The sequence below is a fragment of the Bosea vestrisii genome, from assembly GCF_030144325.1.
GTDB classification, from domain to species: domain Bacteria; phylum Pseudomonadota; class Alphaproteobacteria; order Rhizobiales; family Beijerinckiaceae; genus Allobosea; species Allobosea vestrisii_A.
In genome coordinates this window covers 5,385,733-5,403,734 of the sequence record NZ_CP126307.1, presented here as the reverse complement: position 1 = coordinate 5,403,734, position 18,002 = coordinate 5,385,733, and the positions used below count along the sequence as shown (strand labels likewise).

16 protein-coding genes and 1 pseudogene are annotated in these 18,002 nt (G+C 67.9%); 4 read left to right on the top strand and 13 right to left on the bottom strand.

The window, feature by feature from the left end; genetic code table 11:
• Positions 1–81 precede the first annotated feature (81 nt).
• A pseudogene (locus QO058_RS26645) lies at positions 82–1,300 on the bottom strand (efflux RND transporter periplasmic adaptor subunit).
• Between the two features lie 55 nt (positions 1,301–1,355).
• Complete coding sequence (locus QO058_RS26640) at positions 1,356–2,192, bottom strand: alpha/beta hydrolase fold domain-containing protein (RefSeq protein WP_284169228.1); 837 nt, start codon at positions 2,190–2,192, stop codon at positions 1,356–1,358.
• A gap of 127 nt (positions 2,193–2,319) precedes the next feature.
• On the opposite strand from QO058_RS26640, the gene QO058_RS26635 reads away from it, so the two are divergent.
• Both QO058_RS26635 and QO058_RS26630 read left to right on the top strand, forming a co-directional pair.
• A complete protein-coding gene (locus QO058_RS26635; RefSeq protein WP_284169227.1) occupies positions 2,320–3,267 on the top strand; it encodes a LysR family transcriptional regulator in 948 nt (315 codons plus the stop codon).
• A 90-nt stretch (positions 3,268–3,357) separates the two neighbouring features.
• Positions 3,358–4,644, top strand: a complete 1,287-nt coding sequence (locus QO058_RS26630) for an amidase (protein WP_284169226.1) — start codon at positions 3,358–3,360, stop codon at positions 4,642–4,644.
• 13 nt (positions 4,645–4,657) lie between these two features.
• Here QO058_RS26630 and pyrC read toward each other — a convergent pair whose 3' ends face one another.
• Positions 4,658–5,752 carry a dihydroorotase gene (pyrC, locus tag QO058_RS26625; RefSeq protein ID WP_284169225.1) on the bottom strand — a complete coding sequence of 365 codons (1,095 nt, stop codon included), beginning with the start codon at positions 5,750–5,752 and terminating at the stop codon, positions 4,658–4,660.
• A gap of 238 nt (positions 5,753–5,990) precedes the next feature.
• Between pyrC and QO058_RS26620 the strand changes: the two genes are divergently transcribed.
• A complete protein-coding gene (locus QO058_RS26620) occupies positions 5,991–6,701 on the top strand; it encodes an orotate phosphoribosyltransferase (RefSeq protein WP_284169224.1) in 711 nt (236 codons plus the stop codon).
• A gap of 53 nt (positions 6,702–6,754) precedes the next feature.
• Here QO058_RS26620 and QO058_RS26615 read toward each other — a convergent pair whose 3' ends face one another.
• Together QO058_RS26615 and QO058_RS26610 are read right to left on the bottom strand one after the other, a co-directional pair.
• Positions 6,755–7,831: an ABC transporter substrate-binding protein gene (locus QO058_RS26615; protein ID WP_284169223.1), complete on the bottom strand. Its 1,077-nt coding sequence runs from the start codon at positions 7,829–7,831 to the stop codon at positions 6,755–6,757.
• Between the two features lie 116 nt (positions 7,832–7,947).
• The gene (locus tag QO058_RS26610; protein ID WP_284169222.1) at positions 7,948–8,385 is read right to left on the bottom strand and encodes a MarR family winged helix-turn-helix transcriptional regulator; all 438 of its coding nucleotides are present in this window, start codon (positions 8,383–8,385) and stop codon (positions 7,948–7,950) included.
• Between the two features lie 103 nt (positions 8,386–8,488).
• On the opposite strand from QO058_RS26610, the gene QO058_RS26605 reads away from it, so the two are divergent.
• Positions 8,489–8,851 (top strand): hypothetical protein, encoded by a 363-nt coding sequence (locus tag QO058_RS26605; protein ID WP_284169221.1) that lies wholly within the window; start codon positions 8,489–8,491, stop codon positions 8,849–8,851.
• Here QO058_RS26605 and QO058_RS26600 read toward each other — a convergent pair.
• From QO058_RS26600 to QO058_RS26565, 8 genes are read right to left on the bottom strand one after another with little or no spacing between them, the layout of a single operon-like run.
• Positions 8,848–9,636 (bottom strand): enoyl-CoA hydratase/isomerase family protein, encoded by a 789-nt coding sequence (locus tag QO058_RS26600; RefSeq protein WP_284169220.1) that lies wholly within the window; start codon positions 9,634–9,636, stop codon positions 8,848–8,850. The two genes, QO058_RS26605 and QO058_RS26600, sit on opposite strands and share 4 nt — an antisense overlap.
• 33 nt (positions 9,637–9,669) lie before the next feature.
• Positions 9,670–10,902 carry a phenylacetate--CoA ligase family protein gene (locus tag QO058_RS26595; protein WP_284169219.1) on the bottom strand — a complete coding sequence of 411 codons (1,233 nt, stop codon included), beginning with the start codon at positions 10,900–10,902 and terminating at the stop codon, positions 9,670–9,672.
• Positions 10,903–10,911: 9 nt separating this feature from the next.
• Positions 10,912–11,703 carry an ABC transporter ATP-binding protein gene (locus QO058_RS26590; RefSeq protein WP_284169218.1) on the bottom strand — a complete coding sequence of 264 codons (792 nt, stop codon included), beginning with the start codon at positions 11,701–11,703 and terminating at the stop codon, positions 10,912–10,914.
• Between the two features lie 52 nt (positions 11,704–11,755).
• Complete coding sequence (locus tag QO058_RS26585; protein WP_284169217.1) at positions 11,756–13,018, bottom strand: ABC transporter substrate-binding protein; 1,263 nt, start codon at positions 13,016–13,018, stop codon at positions 11,756–11,758.
• Positions 13,019–13,055: 37 nt separating this feature from the next.
• Positions 13,056–14,129 (bottom strand): branched-chain amino acid ABC transporter permease, encoded by a 1,074-nt coding sequence (locus QO058_RS26580; protein ID WP_284169216.1) that lies wholly within the window; start codon positions 14,127–14,129, stop codon positions 13,056–13,058.
• Between the two features lie 4 nt (positions 14,130–14,133).
• Positions 14,134–15,021 (bottom strand): branched-chain amino acid ABC transporter permease, encoded by an 888-nt coding sequence (locus QO058_RS26575; RefSeq protein ID WP_284169215.1) that lies wholly within the window; start codon positions 15,019–15,021, stop codon positions 14,134–14,136.
• Positions 15,021–16,973 carry an AMP-dependent synthetase/ligase gene (locus QO058_RS26570; RefSeq protein ID WP_284169214.1) on the bottom strand — a complete coding sequence of 651 codons (1,953 nt, stop codon included), beginning with the start codon at positions 16,971–16,973 and terminating at the stop codon, positions 15,021–15,023. Before QO058_RS26570 ends, QO058_RS26575 begins: the two co-directional genes overlap by 1 nt.
• Entirely contained in the window at positions 16,970–17,809 is an 840-nt protein-coding gene (locus tag QO058_RS26565) for an ABC transporter ATP-binding protein (protein WP_284169213.1), read from the bottom strand. The genes QO058_RS26570 and QO058_RS26565 overlap by 4 nt, the downstream gene beginning before the upstream one ends.
• Between the last annotated feature and the right edge of the window lie 193 nt (positions 17,810–18,002).

Genomic DNA, 18,002 nt, shown 5'->3' with positions numbered 1-18,002 from the left:
CGGGCCATTCAACACGGAGCCGACATCGGCTCTGGGTTCCGGGCTCAGGCCTTCGGCCTGCCCCGGAAAGACGGCAGTGGCTCAGCGCTGCGCGAGCTCGGTCGTGGACTTCTTCAGCTCGGAACGCTCGGCCATCGGCACCTGCTCGGGCGCGACGGTGGCGCCCGGGCGGATGCGCTGCAGGCCGTTGACGACGATCTGCTCGCCGGCCTCCAGTCCGCTGGTGACGATGCGCAGGCCCTCGGCGGCGGTGCCGAGGGTAACCTCGCGCCATTGCGCCTTGTGGTCCTTGCCGACGACGAAGACGAACTTCTTGTTCTGGTCGGTGCCGACGGCGCGCTCGTTGATGACCAGCGCCGGCTCGGACTTGGCCTGGCCCATGCGCAGGCGCACGAACTGGCCGGGCATCAGCGCGCCGTCCTGGTTGTCGAAGATCGCCCGGACGCGGACCGTGCCGGTTGCGGCATCGATGCCGTTGTCGACGAAGTTGAGATGGCCGGAGACCGGCGCAGCCTCGTTCGCCGCGGTCGTCATCTGCACCGGGATGCGCTTGAGGTCGCGCGGCTTGCCAGCTTCAGCCGGCAGGGTCGCCAGCGCCTTGAGCAGCGAGCCTTCGTCGGCGTTGAAGCCGGCATAGACCGGATCGACCGAGACGAGTGTGGTCAGCAGCGGCGCATTGGCCCCGGCGGCGACGAGATTGCCGACGGTGACCTCGAGCCGGCCGATACGGCCGCCGATCGGGGCGCGGATCTGGGTGTAGTCCAGGTTCAGCCTGGCCGACTGCAGGGCGGCGCGGATCGCACGCTCGTTCGCCTGCGCCTCGCGCAGTGCATTCAGCCTGGTGTCGAGGTCGCGCTGCGAGACGTTATGCGTCGACATCAGCTTCTGGCCGCGCTCGTGCTCGCCCGCGGCGAGCGCAACGCGCGCCCTCGGCGGCGAGCAACTGCGCCTGGGCCCGCTCGAACTCGGCCTGGTAGGGCGCCTGGTCGATACTGACGAGCAGGTCGCCCTGCTTGACCAGCGCGCCTTGCGAAAAATGCACCTGCTCGACCACGCCGGAGACGCGCGAGCGGATCTCGACGCGCTCGATCGCCTCGAGCCGGCCGGAGAACTCGGCCCAGGCGACCAGCGCGCGTTGCTCGACCAGCGCGACGGAAACCGGCGTGGCTGGCGGTGCGGCGGGGGCGGTATCGCCCTGCGCCTTGCCCGAGCCATTGACGGCGACGGCCAGCGCCGCGAGCGAGACGCCGGCGGCGAGAGTGACGCCCAACAGGACGTGACGGATCGTTCCCTGAATCATGGGTTCATTCCTTGTTCGGAAGAGAAAAATCGAAAGGCGGGGCGGCAGCAGCGCGCTAGGGCGGAGCGGTCGCGGTGAAGAACTCGCTGATGTGATGACAGGCCGCGCAGAGGCAGGAGCCGTCGCACGGGCCCTCGGCGAAAGCGTCCGGCCAGCGGCTCGGCGCGCCGACGACGCGGATGGTGGTATCGACACCGGCCGCCTTCAGCCGGCCGGCATAAGTGATGCTCTCGTCGCGCAGCAGGTCGTCCTCGGCCGTGACGATCAGGGCCGGGGCAAGACCGGAGAGCCGCGCGGCATTGACCGGCGTGGCGTAGGGGTGTGCCGCCTTCTCCGGCGAGCCGAGATAGGCATGCCAGCCATCGGCCCAGCGGCAGCCGACCGGCCCGGCCGCGGCGTTGCGGAAGGAATAGGTGCCGAGGCAGGAATCGAGCATCGGCGAGAACAGGATCTGGCCGGCGAGCGCCGGTCCATGCCGGTCGCGCGCCATCATGGCGAGCGCCGCGGCGAGATTGCCGCCGGCCTCCTCGCCCGCCACATAGAGCGGTGCGTGCTTGCCGACCCAGCGCGCCCTGTCGTGGGCGATCTTCTCCAGTGCCGCATAGGTCGCCTCGAGCGCCTGCGGAAACGGATTGGCGGGAGCCAGCGGATAAGGCAGCGAGATCACGATCGAGCCGGCCTCCGCCAGCGTGGTCGCGACAGCTTCGCCCGAGGCAAGAGTGCCGCTGTCGAAGGTGCCGCCATGCAGATGGACGACGAGGCCGGCCTCGTCCGGCACGGCCGCCGGAGCATAGAGCCGGCCGGCGAGCTTCTCGCGCCCGGCCTGCACGCTCTGCTCGCGCCAGAAGACGGCGCGGCGATAGCGGCTTTCGGGGGTGGAGGGAGCGAGCATGACGGTGGCGACTGACGAATGTTGCGGTGCATCACGATTTAGGTGATGCTGTTCCCTTAATAAACCGCCGATCTGCTCCTACATTATTTCTGTACGGAAACAATCGCTGCATCGTCCGAGGATTGCGATGGACCAGCTCACTGCCATGCGCGCCTTCGTGCGCGTCGTCGAAGTCGGCACCTTCACCCGTGCGGCGCAGCTACTCGACCTGCCGAAGCCGACCGTGACCAAGCTGATCCAGCAGCTCGAGGGGCATTTGCGGGCGCAATTGCTCAACCGCACGACGCGGCGCGTCACCGTGACCATGGACGGCGCCGCCTATTACGAGCGGGCGCTGCGCGTCCTCGGCGAGATCGACGAGCTCGACCAGAGCATGACCTCGTCGCAGGCGCGTCCGAGCGGGCGCCTGCGCATCGATGTCAGCGTGCCGCTCGCGACCGACATCATCCTGCCGGCGCTGCCGCAATTCCTGGCGCGCTATCCCGAGATCCAGGTCGATATGGGGCTGTCCGATCGGCCTGCCGATCTGGTTGGCGAGAATCTCGACCTCGCCGTGCGGGCGGGTGCGATCGACGATCAGAGCCTGATCGCCCGCCGCATCGGCCAGATGATGCTGATCACCTGCGCGACGCCGGACTATCTGGCCAAGCACGGCACGCCCCGGCATCCGCGCGACCTGGAGAATGGCCATCTCGCCGTCGGCTATCGGCGGGCTGGCACCAGCCGCATCCTGCCCTTCACCTTCGCCGGCACCAGCGAGACCATCGAGATCCACGGCAACTATGTCATCTCGCTGAACGAGGGCACCGGCTATCTCGCCGCCGGGCTTGCGGGGATGGGCGTCATGCAGGTGCCGACTTTCATGGCGCAGGCACACATCGCCTCCGGACGGCTCGTGCCGGTCCTGACCGACTGGTGCACCGCGCCGAAGCCACTTCACATCATCTACCCGCCCAACCGGCACCTTTCGAACAAGGTGCGGGTCTTCGTCGACTGGCTGGCGGAGATCTTTGCCGCGAACGACCTGCTCCAGCGCAAGCCGGACCTGCCCATCGCCCACGACGTTGCGGCATGAGCCGGGCGCGGGGTTTCTTCGGCTCCGGAATGCGCTAACCAGACGGGCGCAGCTTTCGCCGCGCGCCCGTCCACCAGCCAGGTCCGTCCGATGTCCCGCAGCGTTCGCGACAAGCTCGAAACCAATCTCGCCCGCATCGGTGACGGCGCCCCGGTGTTCACCAAGCTCCTGCTCGATACGGCGCGGGCCGAGGCCGACGCCGCCGACCGCCGGCGCGAGGCCGGCCTCGAGCTCAGCCCGCTCGACGGCACCATCGTCTCGGTCAAGGACCTGCTCGACGTGAAGGGCGTCACGACCTGGGCCGGATCCAGCGCGCTCAAGGGCGCAGCTCCGGCGGCTCAGGACGCACCGTCGGTGGCGCGGCTGCGCCGGGCCGGCGCGGTGATCATCGGCAAGACCAACATGACCGAGTTCGCCTTCTCCGGCATCGGCCTCAACACCACCTTCGGCACGCCGGGCAGCGCGCTCGACAAGGCGCGCATCCCCGGCGGCTCCTCCTCCGGCGCGGCGGTCTCGGTGGCGGAAGGCACGTCGGAGCTGACCGTCGGCACCGATACCGGCGGCTCCTGCCGCATCCCCGCCGCCTTCAACGGCATCACCGGGATGAAGCCGACGCACAACACGGTTCCGGCCGAGGGCTGCTTCCCGCTGGCGCCGAGCCTCGACTCGATCGGCCCGCTGGCCAAGGACGTCGCCGGTTGCGCGCGCCTGCTGTCGGTGCTGGCCGACCGGCCCTTCGCGCTCGAAGACGGCATCTCCGCCGGCCGCATCCGGCTCGGCGTGGCGCGTGGCGGCTTCCTGGCCGAGGCCGATCCCTCCGTCGCCAGGGCCTATGAGGCGGCGATCGAGCGCGTGACGCGGCTCGGCATCGCGGTCGAGCCGGTCGATTTCGACGGGCTCTACAAGGAGATGTTCGCGATCGGCCCGGTGCCGCTCGTCACGGTCGAGGCCTCTGCGGTGCATCGCGACCTGATGGCCAGCAAGGGCGACGCCTATGACCGGCGCGTCGCGGCGCGCATCGCCATCGGCGTGCCCTGCAAGGCGGCCGACTACATCATCGCCATGGAGAGGCGCCGGGCGCTGATCGGAAGGCTCGCCGCCCTGCTCGACGGCCTCGACGGTTTCCTCGCGCCGACCGTGCCGATCGAGGCGCCGACGATCGCCGCGATGGAGGCCGACGACGAGGCCTTCCACACGGCCAACCGCCTGATCCTGCGCAACCCGGCCTTCGGCAACCTGTTCGACCTGTGCTCGATCTCGCTGCCGATGCCGCTCGGCGACAAGCTGTCGGGCGGGCTGATGCTGAGCGCCGTCGCCGGGCGCGACCGGCAATTGCTCAACCTCGCCAGGCTGATCGAGCCGGCCGCGGTCGGCTGAGCGCGGCTCCGGCTCAGCCCCTCACCTCGCCGAGCGACCAGGGCAGTTCCTCGCCGCCGCGGAAGACGACGACGTCCTCTTCGCCGACAGCGATGGCGGGCGAGACCCGGCAGGGCCGCTTCTCCAGCGTGACCGTGCCCTCGTTCAGCGGCAGGCCGTAAAAGCGCGCACCGTTCTCCGCGGCGAAGGCTTCGAAATGGGCAAGTGCGCCCTCCTCGTCGAAGACCTGGACATAGGTCTGCAGGGCGGTTGCGCCGCCGAAGACGCCAGCCGAGCAGCATTCGGCCTGCTTGGCGCCGCGCAGATGCGGGGCGGTGTCGGTGCCGACGAAGAAATTGCCGTCGCCGGCGGTCACCGCCTTGCGCAGAGCAAGGCGATGGCGCTCGCGCTTGGCGACCGGCAGGCAGTAGAGATGCGGCCGGAGGCCGCCCTGGAAGATCGACGTGCGGTTGATGATCAGGTGGTGCGGCGTGACCGTGCCCGCGGCGCGACCGGCATGGGCCCGTACCAGATCGACGGTCTCGGCGGTGGTGACGTGCTCGACCACGACCTTCAGGCCCTGATGCCGCTTCAGGAGCGGCAGCATCTCGGTTTCCATGAATACCGCCTCGCGGTCGAAGATGTCGACAGCGGGATCGGTCGCCTCGCCATGGACGAGAACCGGCATGCCGATCTTCTCCATCCGCTCCAGCACCGGGGCGAGCTTTGGAATACTGGTGACGCCGTGATGGGCGTTGGTGGTGGCGCCGGCCGGATAAAGCTTGGCGGCGGCCCAGACGCCGGCCCTGAAGCCGCGCTCAATCTCGTCGGGTTGAGTCGTATCGGTGAGATAGCAGGTCATCAGCGGGGTGAAGTCGCTGCCCTCCGGCCGCGCCGCGAGGATGCGCTCGCGATAGGCGCTCGCGGCATCGACTGAGGTCACCGGCGGCATCAGGTTCGGCATGATGATGCCGCGCTTGAACTGTGCCGCAGTGAAAGGCAGCACCGCCTTCAGCATGGCGCCGTCGCGCAAATGGACGTGCCAGTCGTCCGGACGGCGGATCGTCAGCGTCTCGAAGGTGCCGGCTGCCTTGGCTTCAGTGCTGCCGAAGAGTTCCGTGACGCTCATGCCCTGCCCCTGTGCTTCTCGCCCGCCTTGCGAATCCGAAGGCGAGCCGGCTCTTCCATAACCGCCCTGCCCGGGCTGCGCGAGCACCCCTGTGCAATCATCTCGGGGACAGTGCGCAGCGGGGATTGACCTTCACCGGCAACCTGTCGAGAAGGGGCCGTTTGCGAATTTGATCCGAGCCGCGCCAACGCCTGCAAACGGCGAAGGATGGCGCGCGCTGGCCCTGGAGAACGAGACCATGTCGAATCTTTACATGCCGGTCGACCGGGAGACCATCGCGCTCGAAGCGGCCAAGATGCTGCTCGAGATCAAGGCGGTCCACTTCTACAGCGACAAGCCCTTCATCTTCACCTCCGGCTGGGCGAGCCCGGTCTATATCGACTGCCGCAAGATCATCTCGTTCCCGCGTTTGCGCTCCTCGTTGATCGACTTCGCGGCGACGACGATCGTGCGCGATATCGGCTATGAATCGATCGACATCGTCGCCGGCGGCGAGACAGCCGGCATCCCCTTCGCCGCCTGGATTTCCGACCGGCTGTCGCTGCCGATGCAGTATGTCCGCAAGAAGCCCAAGGGCTTCGGCCGCAACGCCCAGATCGAGGGCGAGGTGGTCGAGGGCGCGCGCACGCTGCTGGTCGAGGATCTCGCCACCGATGGCGGCAGCAAGGTCAATTTCTGCAAGGCCCTGCGCGACGCTGGCGCCAAGGTCGATCACTGCTTCGTGCTGTTCTACTACGACATCTTCCCGCAAGGCCGCGAGATGATGAAGGAGATCGGCGTCGGCCTGCACTATCTCACCACCTGGTGGGACGTGCTCAAGGTCGCCAAGGCGAGCGGCCATTTCGAGCCGAAAGTGCTGGCCGAGGTCGAGAGCTTCCTGAACGAGCCGGCCAAGTGGTCGGCCGCCCATGGCGGAATCTCGGACTTCAACCAGGCCAAGACCGGCTGAGGATTATCAGGCCGGCCGCGCTCAATTGGCGCGGCCGGCATCTCCATGCACTTTCAGCCGGCACGCAGGACCCGGAAGCGCTCGGGTGCGGCCGGATCGCGAGCGACGACCTGGATCGGCGGCCAGACCCATTGCCAGACGCTGATCCCCGGCGTGCGCGAGAAGCGGATTGGTCCGCGAGCGCCTTCGACTGCAACGCGCGACCAGGCGCCGGCAATACCCTCACGATCCGTGCCGTGAGATCGCAAGAGATCGGCGAGGACGACGATCGTGTCATAGCCCTCGAAGGCGACGAAGGACGGCGCACCGGCCAGCCTGTCACGCAGCGCCACCTCGACTCGCGCGCCAAGCGGGGTGAGCTGTTCCGGCAGGTAGCGCAGGAACGGGATTCCGGTGCCTTCCTCGCCCAGCAATGCCAACCATTCGGCGAATTCCGGTTGCCCGGCCGGCGCGCCGATCGTGATCCCGGCTAGGCGTTTGTCGGTACGGACGGCCTTGACGATCGGCACCGCCGGCTCCGGGTGGCCGACCAGAAGCAGCAGGGCCGTCGCGCCGTTGTCTGCGAGGGCGTTGCACAGCGCCGCGGGCGTGAGCGAACCCATGTCGAGATCGATGAGCGTGCCGCCGCGTGGCGCGAGATGGTCCCTCAGAATACCGGTTCCCGAGGCCCAGTAGACGCTCGGCACGGTGGCGACGGCGATCCGCCGGTGCCCCGCACCGAGCAGGAAATCGGCGTAGAGCCGCCAGCCGCGGGACTGCGCCGGGGCGATGCGCGCGACCCAATCGGTAGGCTGCTCGGTGAGCGCATCGAGCACCGCCGACGAGCACAGGAACGGCAGGCGCAGAGCATCGGCCCTGGCCGCGGCAGCGCGGGCAACAACACTGTGGTACTCCCCCGCCAGGGCTGCCACGCCGAGGCCAGCCAGTTCATCGACGGCGGCCGTCGCCTTTTGCTGATCGGCCGCAGTGTCCCGGACCAGCAGCTCGATTGGTCTTCCGGCGATCCCGCCGGCGCCGTTGACGTCGGACACGGCCAATTCGAGCCCGGCGAGCAGATGCTGGCCTGCCTCGACCCAGCCGGGCCGCGACAATGGGGCGAGAGCGCCGATCCGGAGGGGTGTTTCACTCATGGGCGGGCGTCTCTCGGGCGACGATTCGGTCGCAATATTGCGCGGGTCGCACCGGTGAATGTCAGTGGTGCAGGCGCAGCCGGAGCGAGACTATCCCGCATGGGCACCCGATGAAGTCATGCGCTGTCCGGCTGTAGAATCCTGAGAATCCGGGCAAGTTCGTCCAGATCGCCTTGCGCCAGCCGGGCCATCTCCGCCGGCGGCCGGTGATAGGCCGCCATCAGCTCCTGGATCGTCGTTCTGCCTTTCGGCGTCGCCCGGACCAGCTTCACTCGCCGGTCGGCAGCGGAAGCGATCCGCTCGGCGAGGCCCGCGCGCTCGAGCCTGTCGACCAGCCAGGTCGCGGTCGACGGGTCGCAGGCCCACTCCTTCGCCAGCGTGCCCATCGGCTTGTCGCCCGCGACGAGCGTGAACAATGCGCGGGAATCGTTTGGCGTCAGCCCCCGCTCCTGCTGGGCATGCAGGCGCTCGGGCGCCGAGCGCATCAGGAAGGCGAACATCAGCCGCCAGGCTTCGACGGCACGGTCGGCCTCGTTATCGGATGATTGCGTCATGTCCCTGCCCGCAGGATTCCGTTCGGCAGCATTATTTGACATATCTGATATTTTGGCTACTCAAATTATATTACCCCTCGCTGCACATCGCAGGAGACGACCGATGACCAGCCGGAGCACGCTCCTCACCTTTCTCACCGTCGAGATCCTGCTGTTTGCCGGAGCCTCGCTGATCCATGCCGGTATTCCGATCGCTGGTTCCGAGCATGTTCAGGCCATGACGGCCGAAGGCGTGATCGCAGCGGTGCTGACGCTCGGTCTCGCCATCGGCGGGCTGCGGCCAGCCGCGGCGCGGACCACAGCCCTCGCGGTTCAAGGCTTCGCGCTGCTCGGCACGCTGGTCGGCGTCTTCACCATCGCGGTCGGCGTCGGGCCGCAGACGCCGGCGGACAAGGCCTTCCATGGCGTCCTGCTGGTGCTGCTCGTGGCCGGCCTGGTTGCGGCCTGGCGAGCGCGGCGCGCTTAGAATTTCGGTGGCCGGCGCGCGAAGAAAGCGTTGATGCCCTCTAGGAAATCTGCGGTGCCGGCATTGGCGACGAAGGCACGCTTCTCCAGCTCAAGCTGCGCGTCGAACGAGCCATGCGTCGCAGCCTGGACCAGCGCCTTGCTCGCCCCTTGCGCGCCAAAGCTGCCGCGGGCGAGCTTCTCCGCCATGGTGCGCGTGGCCTCCATCAGCTCGCCAGGCGGCACGATGCGGTTGACGAGGCCGAGCTGGAGCGCGCTCTCGGCATTCACCGCCTCGTTGAGCAGAACGAATTCCAGCGCCCGGCGCGGGCCGAGCAATTGCGTCAGCGTCCAGGTGGTGCCCCCATCGGGGCTGGTGCCGAGCTTGGTATAAGCCGAGAGGAAGCTCGCATCCTGCGCCGCCACAACGAGGTCGCAGGCGAAGGCGAGCCCGACGCCGCCGCCGGCGACCGGCCCCTGCACCGCGGCGATCACCGGCTGCGGCATCGCCTTGATCAGGCGCATCAGCGTGTGGAAGCGATCGATCAGCAGCGTCGCGGTCTGCGGCGCTCCGGGCAGATCGGCCTGGAAGCGGGCAAGGTCTCCGCCCGCCATGAAGGAGCGCCCTGCCCCGGCGAGAATGACGGCGCGGATGGTCTGATCTGCGGCGAGCCCGGAGAAGGCCGCCACCAGCGCGTCGGCCATCGCCTCGTCGAGCACGTTGAGCACCTTGGGACGGTTCATGGTCACGGTGAGGACCGGGCCCTGCCGCTGCGTGATCACCACCTCGCCTGCCGGATCGCTCATCGTCTCATCCTCATCCCGTCTGCGCCGCGAGCCTCAGCCCGGCGCCCTCGCATCGTCGATGACCTTGCCATCGTTGGGCAATGTCCCCGGCGCGACCAGCTCGATCGTACCGCCCAGCTTGAAGACCTCGCGGACGGAGGCTTTCACCGCCTCCACCAGGCCCGCCCCCGACGCGGCGGCCTCGGCCTTGAAGCACATCGCATCAGTCTCGCCGGCGCGCGTAACCACCAGCCGGCAGCGGCCGAGCTCGGCATGGCGGGCGGCGACTGCCGCGACCTGCTCGGGCCGGACGAACATGCCCTTGACCTTGGCCGACTGATCGGCCCGGCCGAGCCAGCCGCGAATGCGCTGATTGGTGCGCCCGCAGGGCGATGGCCCCGGCAGCGTCGCAGTGAGATCGCCGACGGCGAAGCGGATCAGCGGCTTCCTGGGGTCAAGGATGGTCACCGCGATCTCGCCGACCTCGCCTTCCGCCACCGGCTGGCCGGTGCCGGGCCGCAGGATCTCGACGATGATGTCCTCGTTGAGGACGAGGCCTTCGCGGGCCGGCGTCTCATAGGCGATGATGCCGCATTCGGCCGTGGCGTAGCATTGATAGGGGTCGATGCCGCGCTCGCGGAACTCGGCCTGCAGCGACGGCGGGAAGGCGGCGCCGGAGACCACCGCCCGCTTCAGCGAGGAGAGATCGCGCCCGCGCGCCGCACCGAGATCGAGCAGGATCTTGAGGAAATCCGGCACGCCGGCATAGAGCGTCGGCCGGTAGGCCTCGATCAGGTCGAGCTGGGCATCGCTATTGCCGGGCCCGGCCGGGATCACGGCGCAGCCGATCACGCGCGCGCCGGCATCGAAGCACCAGGCGCCGGGCGTCAGGTGATAGGAGAAGGTGTTGAGCACGATGTCACGCCAGCCGGCGCCAGTCGCCGCCAGCGCGCGGGCGACCCGCCAGGGATCGTCGTCATGGCCCTCGGGCTCGAAGATCGGCCCCGGCGACATCATCAAACGGCGATAATCGCTGGGACGGCCCGGCAGCAGCCCGCCGAAAGGCGGCTTCAGGCGCTGACTCGCCGGCAGGTCCGATTTGCGAAGCACCGGCAGGCGGGCGAGCGCCGCGCGGTCGGTGACCGTCCCGGGATCGACACCGCGCAGACACCGGCGCCAGGCCGGCAGCCGCTGCGCCGCCGCGATCACTTGCGGCAATCGGCTGAAGAGATCGGCTTCGCGGCGTGCCGGCGCACGCGTCTCCAGCCGGTCGTAATGCTTGGCCATCTCGCTGCCTCAGGCGAGCCAGCGCTTGCGGCGCCGATAGTGCTTGACCGCGTGATAGTCGACCTTCTGGTGGCCGCCGAGATAGGCGTCGGCGACGTCGGGATTGGCGCTCAGTACCGCAGCCTCGCCGCTCATCAGGATGCGGCCGTTCTCGATCAGGTAGCCGTATTGGGCGATCTCCAGCGCCGCCGTCGCGTTCTGCTCGACCAGCAGCACGGCGACGCCGTCGCGCTCGTTGACGCTCCGGATGATGTCGAAGATCTCGTCGACGAGGAAGGGCGCAAGGCCGAGGCTGGGCTCGTCGAGCATCAAGAGTCGCGGCTCGGTCATCAAGGCGCGCGCGATCGCCAGCATCTGCTGCTCACCGCCGGAGAGATAGCCGGCCTCGGCTTTGGCGCGCTGGGCGAGGCGCGGGAAGGTCTCGAACATCCGGTCGATCAGCGCTGTGACATGACCGCGCTCGCGATGCATGGTCGCCGCGGCGATCAGGTTCTCCTTCGGCGTCAGATGGCCGAAGACGCGCCGGCCTTCGAGCACATGGACGATGCCGAGGCGCACGCGATCGGGCGGATCGACCGCGAGGATCGAGCGGCCCTCGAAGCTGATCTCGCCGCGGGTGACCGCGCCGCGTTCGGGCTTGAGCAGGCCCGAGATCGATTTCAGCACGGTGCTCTTGCCGGCACCATTGGCGCCAAGCACGGCGACGAGACCCTTCTCGGGCACCTCGATCGAGACGCCGCGCACCGCGAGGAAGACCTGATCGTAGACGATCTCGATATTGTTCAGTGCCAGCAGCGTCATCGGCCCGATCCGAAAAGGGGCGGCGCGGAGGGCCCGCGCCGCCTTGGCCCCGTCATTTCCCGGACTTCTTGAACTCTTCCGAGTTCTTGCGGATCTCCTCCCAGACCACGTCCTGGTTGGCCGAGTACCAGTCGGTGATCGGCACGAACCTGGCGCCGTCCCAGCGCGCGATCCGGCCCATGCCGCCGCCCTGGTGGTCGTCCTTGGTGATCGTGGTCGGCGGCAGGAGGCCGTCAGCGGTGAAGTTGGTGATCGAGCGCAGCCCCTCATTGAGCCAGGGGCCGGTGACCGGGCCGTTCGGCGCCTTCTCGGCCGCCTTGCGGACGCCCTCGACCATCAGCGTCGCCATCTGGACGCCGTAGTTGTAGTAGGCCGTGCCGACCTTGTTTTCCGGGCCAGCGCCTTTGCCCTTGCCTATGACGTCGGCGAGGATGTCCTTGATGACCTTGGGCTCGCGCCCGCCGACGCAGGGCTCGACCTTCATCACGCCCTTGGCCGCCTCGCGCCCGACCACGTCCATGTCGGATTCCGAGAGCCAGACGCTGCCCGAGACCCGGTCCATCGGCAGTCCGTTGCGGATCGCCTCGGTCAACGCAACGGTCTGGCCGACGCCGGCGCCCCAGAAGATCACGAAATCGGGCCTGGCGCGGCGCACCTGCGGCCAGATCGCCGACTGGTCGTTGCCGGGCGGCGTATAGGGGAAGGCGGTCAACTCATAGCCTTCCTTCTTGGCGAGCACATTCAGGATCGGCAGCGGCTCCTTGCCGAAGGGCGTGTCGATATGGACGAAGACGATCTTCTTGCCCTTGAGGCTGCCCTTCTCGGTCTTCTTGAACTGCTCGATGATCAGGCCGGCCTGGGTCCAGTAGTTGATCGAGAGCGGCAGCACATAGGGGAAGGCGCTGCCATCGGCCGCGTCGCTGCGGCCGGAATAGGCAGTGATCATGTTGATCTTGTCTTCGAGCGCGCGCGGCACCAGAGCCCGTGCCACCGGCGTCGAGAGCGGGTCGATCAGCACGGCGCCCTCGCGCTTGCCGCGCTCATAGGCCTCGATGGCGCGCGGCAGGTCGTTGGCGTGGTCGGTGATGTCGGCGACGATCTTGTAGCCACCGACGCCGCCGCGATCGTTGACCAAAGTGAAGTAGTCGCGCTGGCCCTGGTTATACTCCGAGGTGACGAAGGTGTAGATGCGGGTGAAGTCCTGCGGCAGCGTGAAGCGGACGATCTTCTCCTGGGCGAAGACCTGGACCGGCAGGGCGAGCGGCGCGGCCAGCGCAGCCGAGCCGGCGATGAAAGAACGGCGATCGAGCGACATCCTGTTTCCTCCAGCCCTGTCGTTGATTGAGGCACCGTCACCGCTGGGCATGGCGGAACGGCCAGACGAGCAAGTAGTTGCGGAAATTGGCGTAGATCTTGGCGAGGCCGAGCGGCTCGTAGAGCAGGAAGCCGATCACCAGCGCGCCATAAGCCATCAGCGGCAGATGCGCGCGCAGGTCGATCGGCAGGGACAGGCCGAATGTGCCCGCCGTGAAGCCGAGCAGGTTGTTGAGCAGGATCGGTGCGAACAGGATCAGCGCCGTGCCGAAGAACGGGCCGAGCACGCTGCCGAGGCCGCCGACGATGATCATCGCCAGGATCTGGATCGAGAGCTCGATGTGGAACTGGTCGGGCGAGATCGCCCGCAGATAGGTCACGGCCAGCACCGAGCCGACGACGCCGCCGATGAAGGACGAGACCCAGAAGGCGAGCAGCTTGTAGCGGAAGGTCGAGATGCCGAGGATCTGCGCGGCGTAGTCCTTCTCGCGCAGCGCCGCCAGCGCCCGGCCGAAGCTGGTGCGCCTGACGTTCAGCATGAACAGCGTGATGACGAAGCAGACGCCGAGCGCGAGATAATAGGTCGGCACCTCGCCCTGCAGGGGAATGCCGAGGAAGCTCACGGGCGGCACCTGCAGCGTCGCCAGCGAGCCGCCGCTGATCACCGACGAGTGCGAGATGACGAAGTCGACGACGTACTGCATGGCGAGCGTCGCCATCGCGAGGTAGATGCCCTTCATGCGCAGGGCCGCGCCGCCAAACATCGTGCCGATGGTCGCGCTGAGCAGGCCGCCGGCGATCATCGCGATCTCGAGCGGTACGCCGAGACGCACCAGATGCACCGAGCCATAGGCGCCGATGCCCATCACCGCGCCATAGCCGAGATGGATCTGGCCGGACCAGCCCATCAGCAGGTTGAGGCCGAGTGCAGCCGAGGTCCAGATCAGCCAGGGCAGCAGGTAGCCGGAGACGTAAAGCCGGTCGAACAGGAACGGCGCCGCCAGCAGGATGGCGAGGACCGCGATGATCAGGCCTCGGTCGAAGCCGAGCGGAAAGAGCTGGCGCTCGTCCTGATAGCGCGTGTGGCGGATCCCGGCGCGACGATAGAACACGGCGTCAGACCCTCTCGATATGGTGACGGCCGAACAGGCCGTGCGGCTTGAGCAGGAGCGTCACCAGGATGATCACGGCGGCGACGACATCGCGGGAGCCGCCGCCGACGAGCGGATCGAGCACGCCGGTGGCAAGGCTCTCGGCCACGCCGACGATGACGCCGGCGATCAGCACGCCCGGGATCGAGTCGAGCCCGCCGAGGATCGCGATGGCGAGCGCCTTGATCAGCAGGAGCGAGAGTGACCAGTCGACGCCCTGGGTGCTGCCCCAGAGCACACCGGCGGCGGTGGCAGAGACCGCTGCCAGGCCCCAGGCGACGGCGATCGCACGCTCGACCCTGATGCCTACCGACCAGGAGGCGGTCTGGTCATCGGCGACGGCCCGCATCACCACGCCGAAGCGCGAATTGAAGAAGAACAGCGAGAGCAGGATCAGCAGCAGCGAGATCGAGCCGCCGATCATCGTGGAGCGGTTGAGCAGGAGTTCGCCGACGAAGAGCGGCTGCTGCGGCATGCCGATGTCGAGGCGCTTGACCGCAGCGCCGAAGACACCGGGAAGGACGCCGCGCAACATGATCTCGACGCCGAGCGTCAGCATGATCGTCATGATCACCGGCTGGCCGATCATCCGGCGCAGCGCGATGCGCTCCATCAGCAGGCCGAAGCCGAACATGGTGACGAGCGCAACGGGGATCGCCAGCCAGATCGGCAAGCCGACCAGGGTCGCGAGCGCCCAGGTGACGTAGCCGCCGGTCATGGCGATCGCGCCCTGGGCGAGATTGGCGGTGCCGGAGGTCTTGTAGATCAGCACGATGCCGAGCGAGACCAGCGCGTACATCAGGCCGACGAAGACGCCGTTGGTCGAGAGTTCCGCGAGCAGGATCCAGTCCATCAGGCGACGACCTCACTGATCTTGAGCGTCCGCCGGATCATGCCGTGCTCGCCGTTCTCATAGGTGATGATGGCCTCGAACACGCTCTCCTTGAGCCCGCCATAGAGCGCCGCGATCAACGAGGCGTAGGTGGTCTCGATGGTGTTGCGGCGCAGCTTGCGGGTGCGGGTGATTTCGCCGTCGTCGGCGTCGAAGTCCTTGTGCAGGTTGACGAAGCGGCGGATGCGCAGCCCGTCCGGCTGGGTGCCGTTGACGTGCCTGACCACCTGGCCGATCAGCCCTTGCACCTCGGTTCCTTGCGAGAGCTCGGCATAGGAGGTGTAGGAGATGCCGCGCTCCTCGGCCCAATGGCCGACCGCGTCGAAATCGATGCAGATGATCGCGGTGAGCTCTCCGCGCCCGGCGCCTATCACCGCGACATTGCGGATATAGGGGCTGAACTTCAGCCGGTTCTCGATGAAGTTCGGGATGTAACGCTCGCCGGAGGCGGTGCGCACGACTTCGCTGACACGGCCGAGCACGACGAGTTGGCCGTCCTCGTCGATGCGCCCGGCATCGCCGGTGTGCAGCCAGCCATCGACCAGCGCCTTGGCGCTGCTTTCGGGATCGTCATAATAGCCGTCGACCACCGAGGTCGAGCGCACCAGGATCTCGCCGCTCTCGTCGATGCGGATCTCGCTGCCCTCCATCGGGCGACCGACCGTGTGGAGCTTGACCTGGCCTTCGGTCTGCGCCGCCGTCAGCGCGCAGGTCTCGGTCTGGCCGTAGAACTGCTTCAGCTTGATGCCGAGCGCCCGGAAGAACAGGAAGGTGTCCTCGCCAAGCGCCTCGCCGCCGGTGAAGGCGCGCTCGGCGCGGTCCAATCCGAGATGATCGCGCAGCGGCGCATAGACCAGGACGTTGCCGACCGCGTCGAGCAGCCTCTCCTTCAGCGTCAGCGTGCCACCTTTGAGCCGCTTGCGCTCGAAGGCGACGGCGCGCTCCATCGTCGTCTCGAACAGCCAGCGCTTGAACGGCGTCGAGTTCTTCATGCCGACCTGGACGCGGGTCAGCATCTGGTCCCAGGCGCGCGGCGCGGCGAGATAGAAGGTCGGCGAGACCTCGCGCAGGTCGCGCATCACCGTCTCCTGGCGCTCCGGGATGTTGATCGTCGCCGCCATCATCATGCCGGCGCCCAGCGTGAAGACGAAATCGCCGACCCAGGCCGTCGGCAGATAGGCGTAGAGCTCCTCGTGCTGGTGGAAATAGCCGCTGCGGCCGGCATTGAGCAGCCCGCCGGTCACATTGCGATGGCGCAGCGGGATGCCCTTGGGCAGACCGGTCGTGCCCGACGAGTGCAGCAGCACGGAGATGTCGTCGGCCTGCGGCACCTGGACGAAGCGCGCGAGGAGCTCCGGCTCGCGGGCCAATCGCTCGCGCCCCTTCGCCACGAGAGCATCGAGCGACATCAGTCCGGGCAGATCGTAGCCGTCGAGCCCGCGCTCGTCGTCGTAGAGGATGGTGGCGACGCGCCCGGTCGCCGCCCTGAGCTCCAGCAGCTTGTCGACCTGCTCCTGATCTTCGGCGACGCCGACGGGCGGCGCCCCATGCAGGGTCGCGGCGATCAGCTCTTCCAGCGGCACATCCGGGAAGACCGGCGACGCGAAGGCCCGCAGCATGTTGGCGGCGAGCATGGCGTAATAGAGCCGCGGGCGGTTGTCGCCGATCACGGTCATCGCGGCGCCGGCCACCAGCCCGGCCTCCTCGAGCCCGGCGGCCATGGCGGCAATCTCGTCGAAGACCTCGCGCCAGTTCTGCTCTTGCCAGATGCCATAGCGACGCTCGCGGAAGGCGACGCGATCGCCGAATTCAGCGGCGTTGCGGGCGAGCGCCGCGATCAAGGTCGCCGGCGTGCCGTCCGCCGCGACGGGCCAGCGCCCGCTCTCACGGTCGATGCCGAGCGCCGCCATCATGCCGCGCTCCCCGCCTGATGGCGCTTGGCGGCGCGCTCGCCGAGATAGGCGCTGACCACGCTCGGATGCGAGATCGCCGCCTGCGGCTCGCCCTCCGAGATCACCTCGCCATAGCTCAGCACGACGACGCGGTCGCAGATCGAGGTGACCACGTCCATATGGTGCTCGATGATCAGGATGGTGACGCCGCGCGCTTCCTGCGCATCGAGGATGAAGCGGGCGATGTACTCCTTCTCCTCCTGATTCATGCCGGCCATCGGCTCGTCCAGGATCAGGAGACGCGGCTCGGCAACCAGCGCCCGCGCCAGCTCGACGCGCTTCTGCAGACCGAGCGGGATGACCTCGACCGGCTCGTCGCGAATGTCCTGGAGCTGCATGAACTCGATGACTTCTTCGACGACTCGGCGATGGGCCAGTTCCTCGCGCTCCGCCCACCACCAGTAGAACAGCGCCCCGAGCGCGCTCGGCTTCATGTGGGTGTGGCGGCCGATCAGGATGTTGTCGAGAACGCTCATGCCCTTGAACAGGGCAAGGTTCTGGAAGGTGCGGGCGACGCCGCGGGCGGCGATGCGATGCGGCTTCAGCGCGGTGATGTCCTCGCCGAACAGGGTCACCTGCCCGGCATTGGGCGGGTAGAAGCCGGTGATCACGTTGACCATCGTGGTCTTGCCGGAGCCGTTCGGGCCGACCAGGCCGAGAATTTCGCCCTTGCGGACGTCAAGAGACACGCCCTTCAGCGCACGCAGGCCGCCAAAGCTGCGCTCGATCCCGGTACAGGAGAGCGCGACTGGAGCGTCGGCCACGCTCGCCGGAAGGCGATATTGAGCGTCATTCATCCGAAGCGCCCGCCATCCGGACGCCGCGACCGACGAACAATCACTGCCACAGCATTTTCGGGCATCCAGCGCACACGCGGCACCGCCGGATGAACGGCGTCTTCTCCCACGATGTCCTCCCCTGCTGCGCTGCTTTGTTGTCTGTCTAAGCGTCAGCTCAATGCAGCTAATGAATACAATTCATCTTGTACTG

Coding starts and splice junctions, on each gene's coding strand:
- QO058_RS26640 (WP_284169228.1), bottom strand. CDS start 2,192: ATGCTCGCTCCCTCCACCCCCGAAAGCCGCTATCGCCGCGCCGTCTTC.
- QO058_RS26600 (WP_284169220.1), bottom strand. CDS start 9,636: ATGAGCGATCCGGCAGGCGAGGTGGTGATCACGCAGCGGCAGGGCCCG.
- QO058_RS26615 (WP_284169223.1), bottom strand. CDS start 7,831: ATGAGTGAAACACCCCTCCGGATCGGCGCTCTCGCCCCATTGTCGCGG.
- pyrC (WP_284169225.1), bottom strand. CDS start 5,752: ATGAGCGTCACGGAACTCTTCGGCAGCACTGAAGCCAAGGCAGCCGGC.
- QO058_RS26620 (WP_284169224.1), top strand. CDS start 5,991: ATGTCGAATCTTTACATGCCGGTCGACCGGGAGACCATCGCGCTCGAA.
- QO058_RS26570 (WP_284169214.1), bottom strand. CDS start 16,973: ATGATGGCGGCGCTCGGCATCGACCGTGAGAGCGGGCGCTGGCCCGTC.
- QO058_RS26565 (WP_284169213.1), bottom strand. CDS start 17,809: ATGAATGACGCTCAATATCGCCTTCCGGCGAGCGTGGCCGACGCTCCA.
- QO058_RS26595 (WP_284169219.1), bottom strand. CDS start 10,902: ATGGCCAAGCATTACGACCGGCTGGAGACGCGTGCGCCGGCACGCCGC.
- QO058_RS26630 (WP_284169226.1), top strand. CDS start 3,358: ATGTCCCGCAGCGTTCGCGACAAGCTCGAAACCAATCTCGCCCGCATC.
- QO058_RS26605 (WP_284169221.1), top strand. CDS start 8,489: ATGACCAGCCGGAGCACGCTCCTCACCTTTCTCACCGTCGAGATCCTG.
- QO058_RS26585 (WP_284169217.1), bottom strand. CDS start 13,018: ATGTCGCTCGATCGCCGTTCTTTCATCGCCGGCTCGGCTGCGCTGGCC.
- QO058_RS26635 (WP_284169227.1), top strand. CDS start 2,320: ATGGACCAGCTCACTGCCATGCGCGCCTTCGTGCGCGTCGTCGAAGTC.
- QO058_RS26575 (WP_284169215.1), bottom strand. CDS start 15,021: ATGGACTGGATCCTGCTCGCGGAACTCTCGACCAACGGCGTCTTCGTC.
- QO058_RS26590 (WP_284169218.1), bottom strand. CDS start 11,703: ATGACGCTGCTGGCACTGAACAATATCGAGATCGTCTACGATCAGGTC.
- QO058_RS26610 (WP_284169222.1), bottom strand. CDS start 8,385: ATGACGCAATCATCCGATAACGAGGCCGACCGTGCCGTCGAAGCCTGG.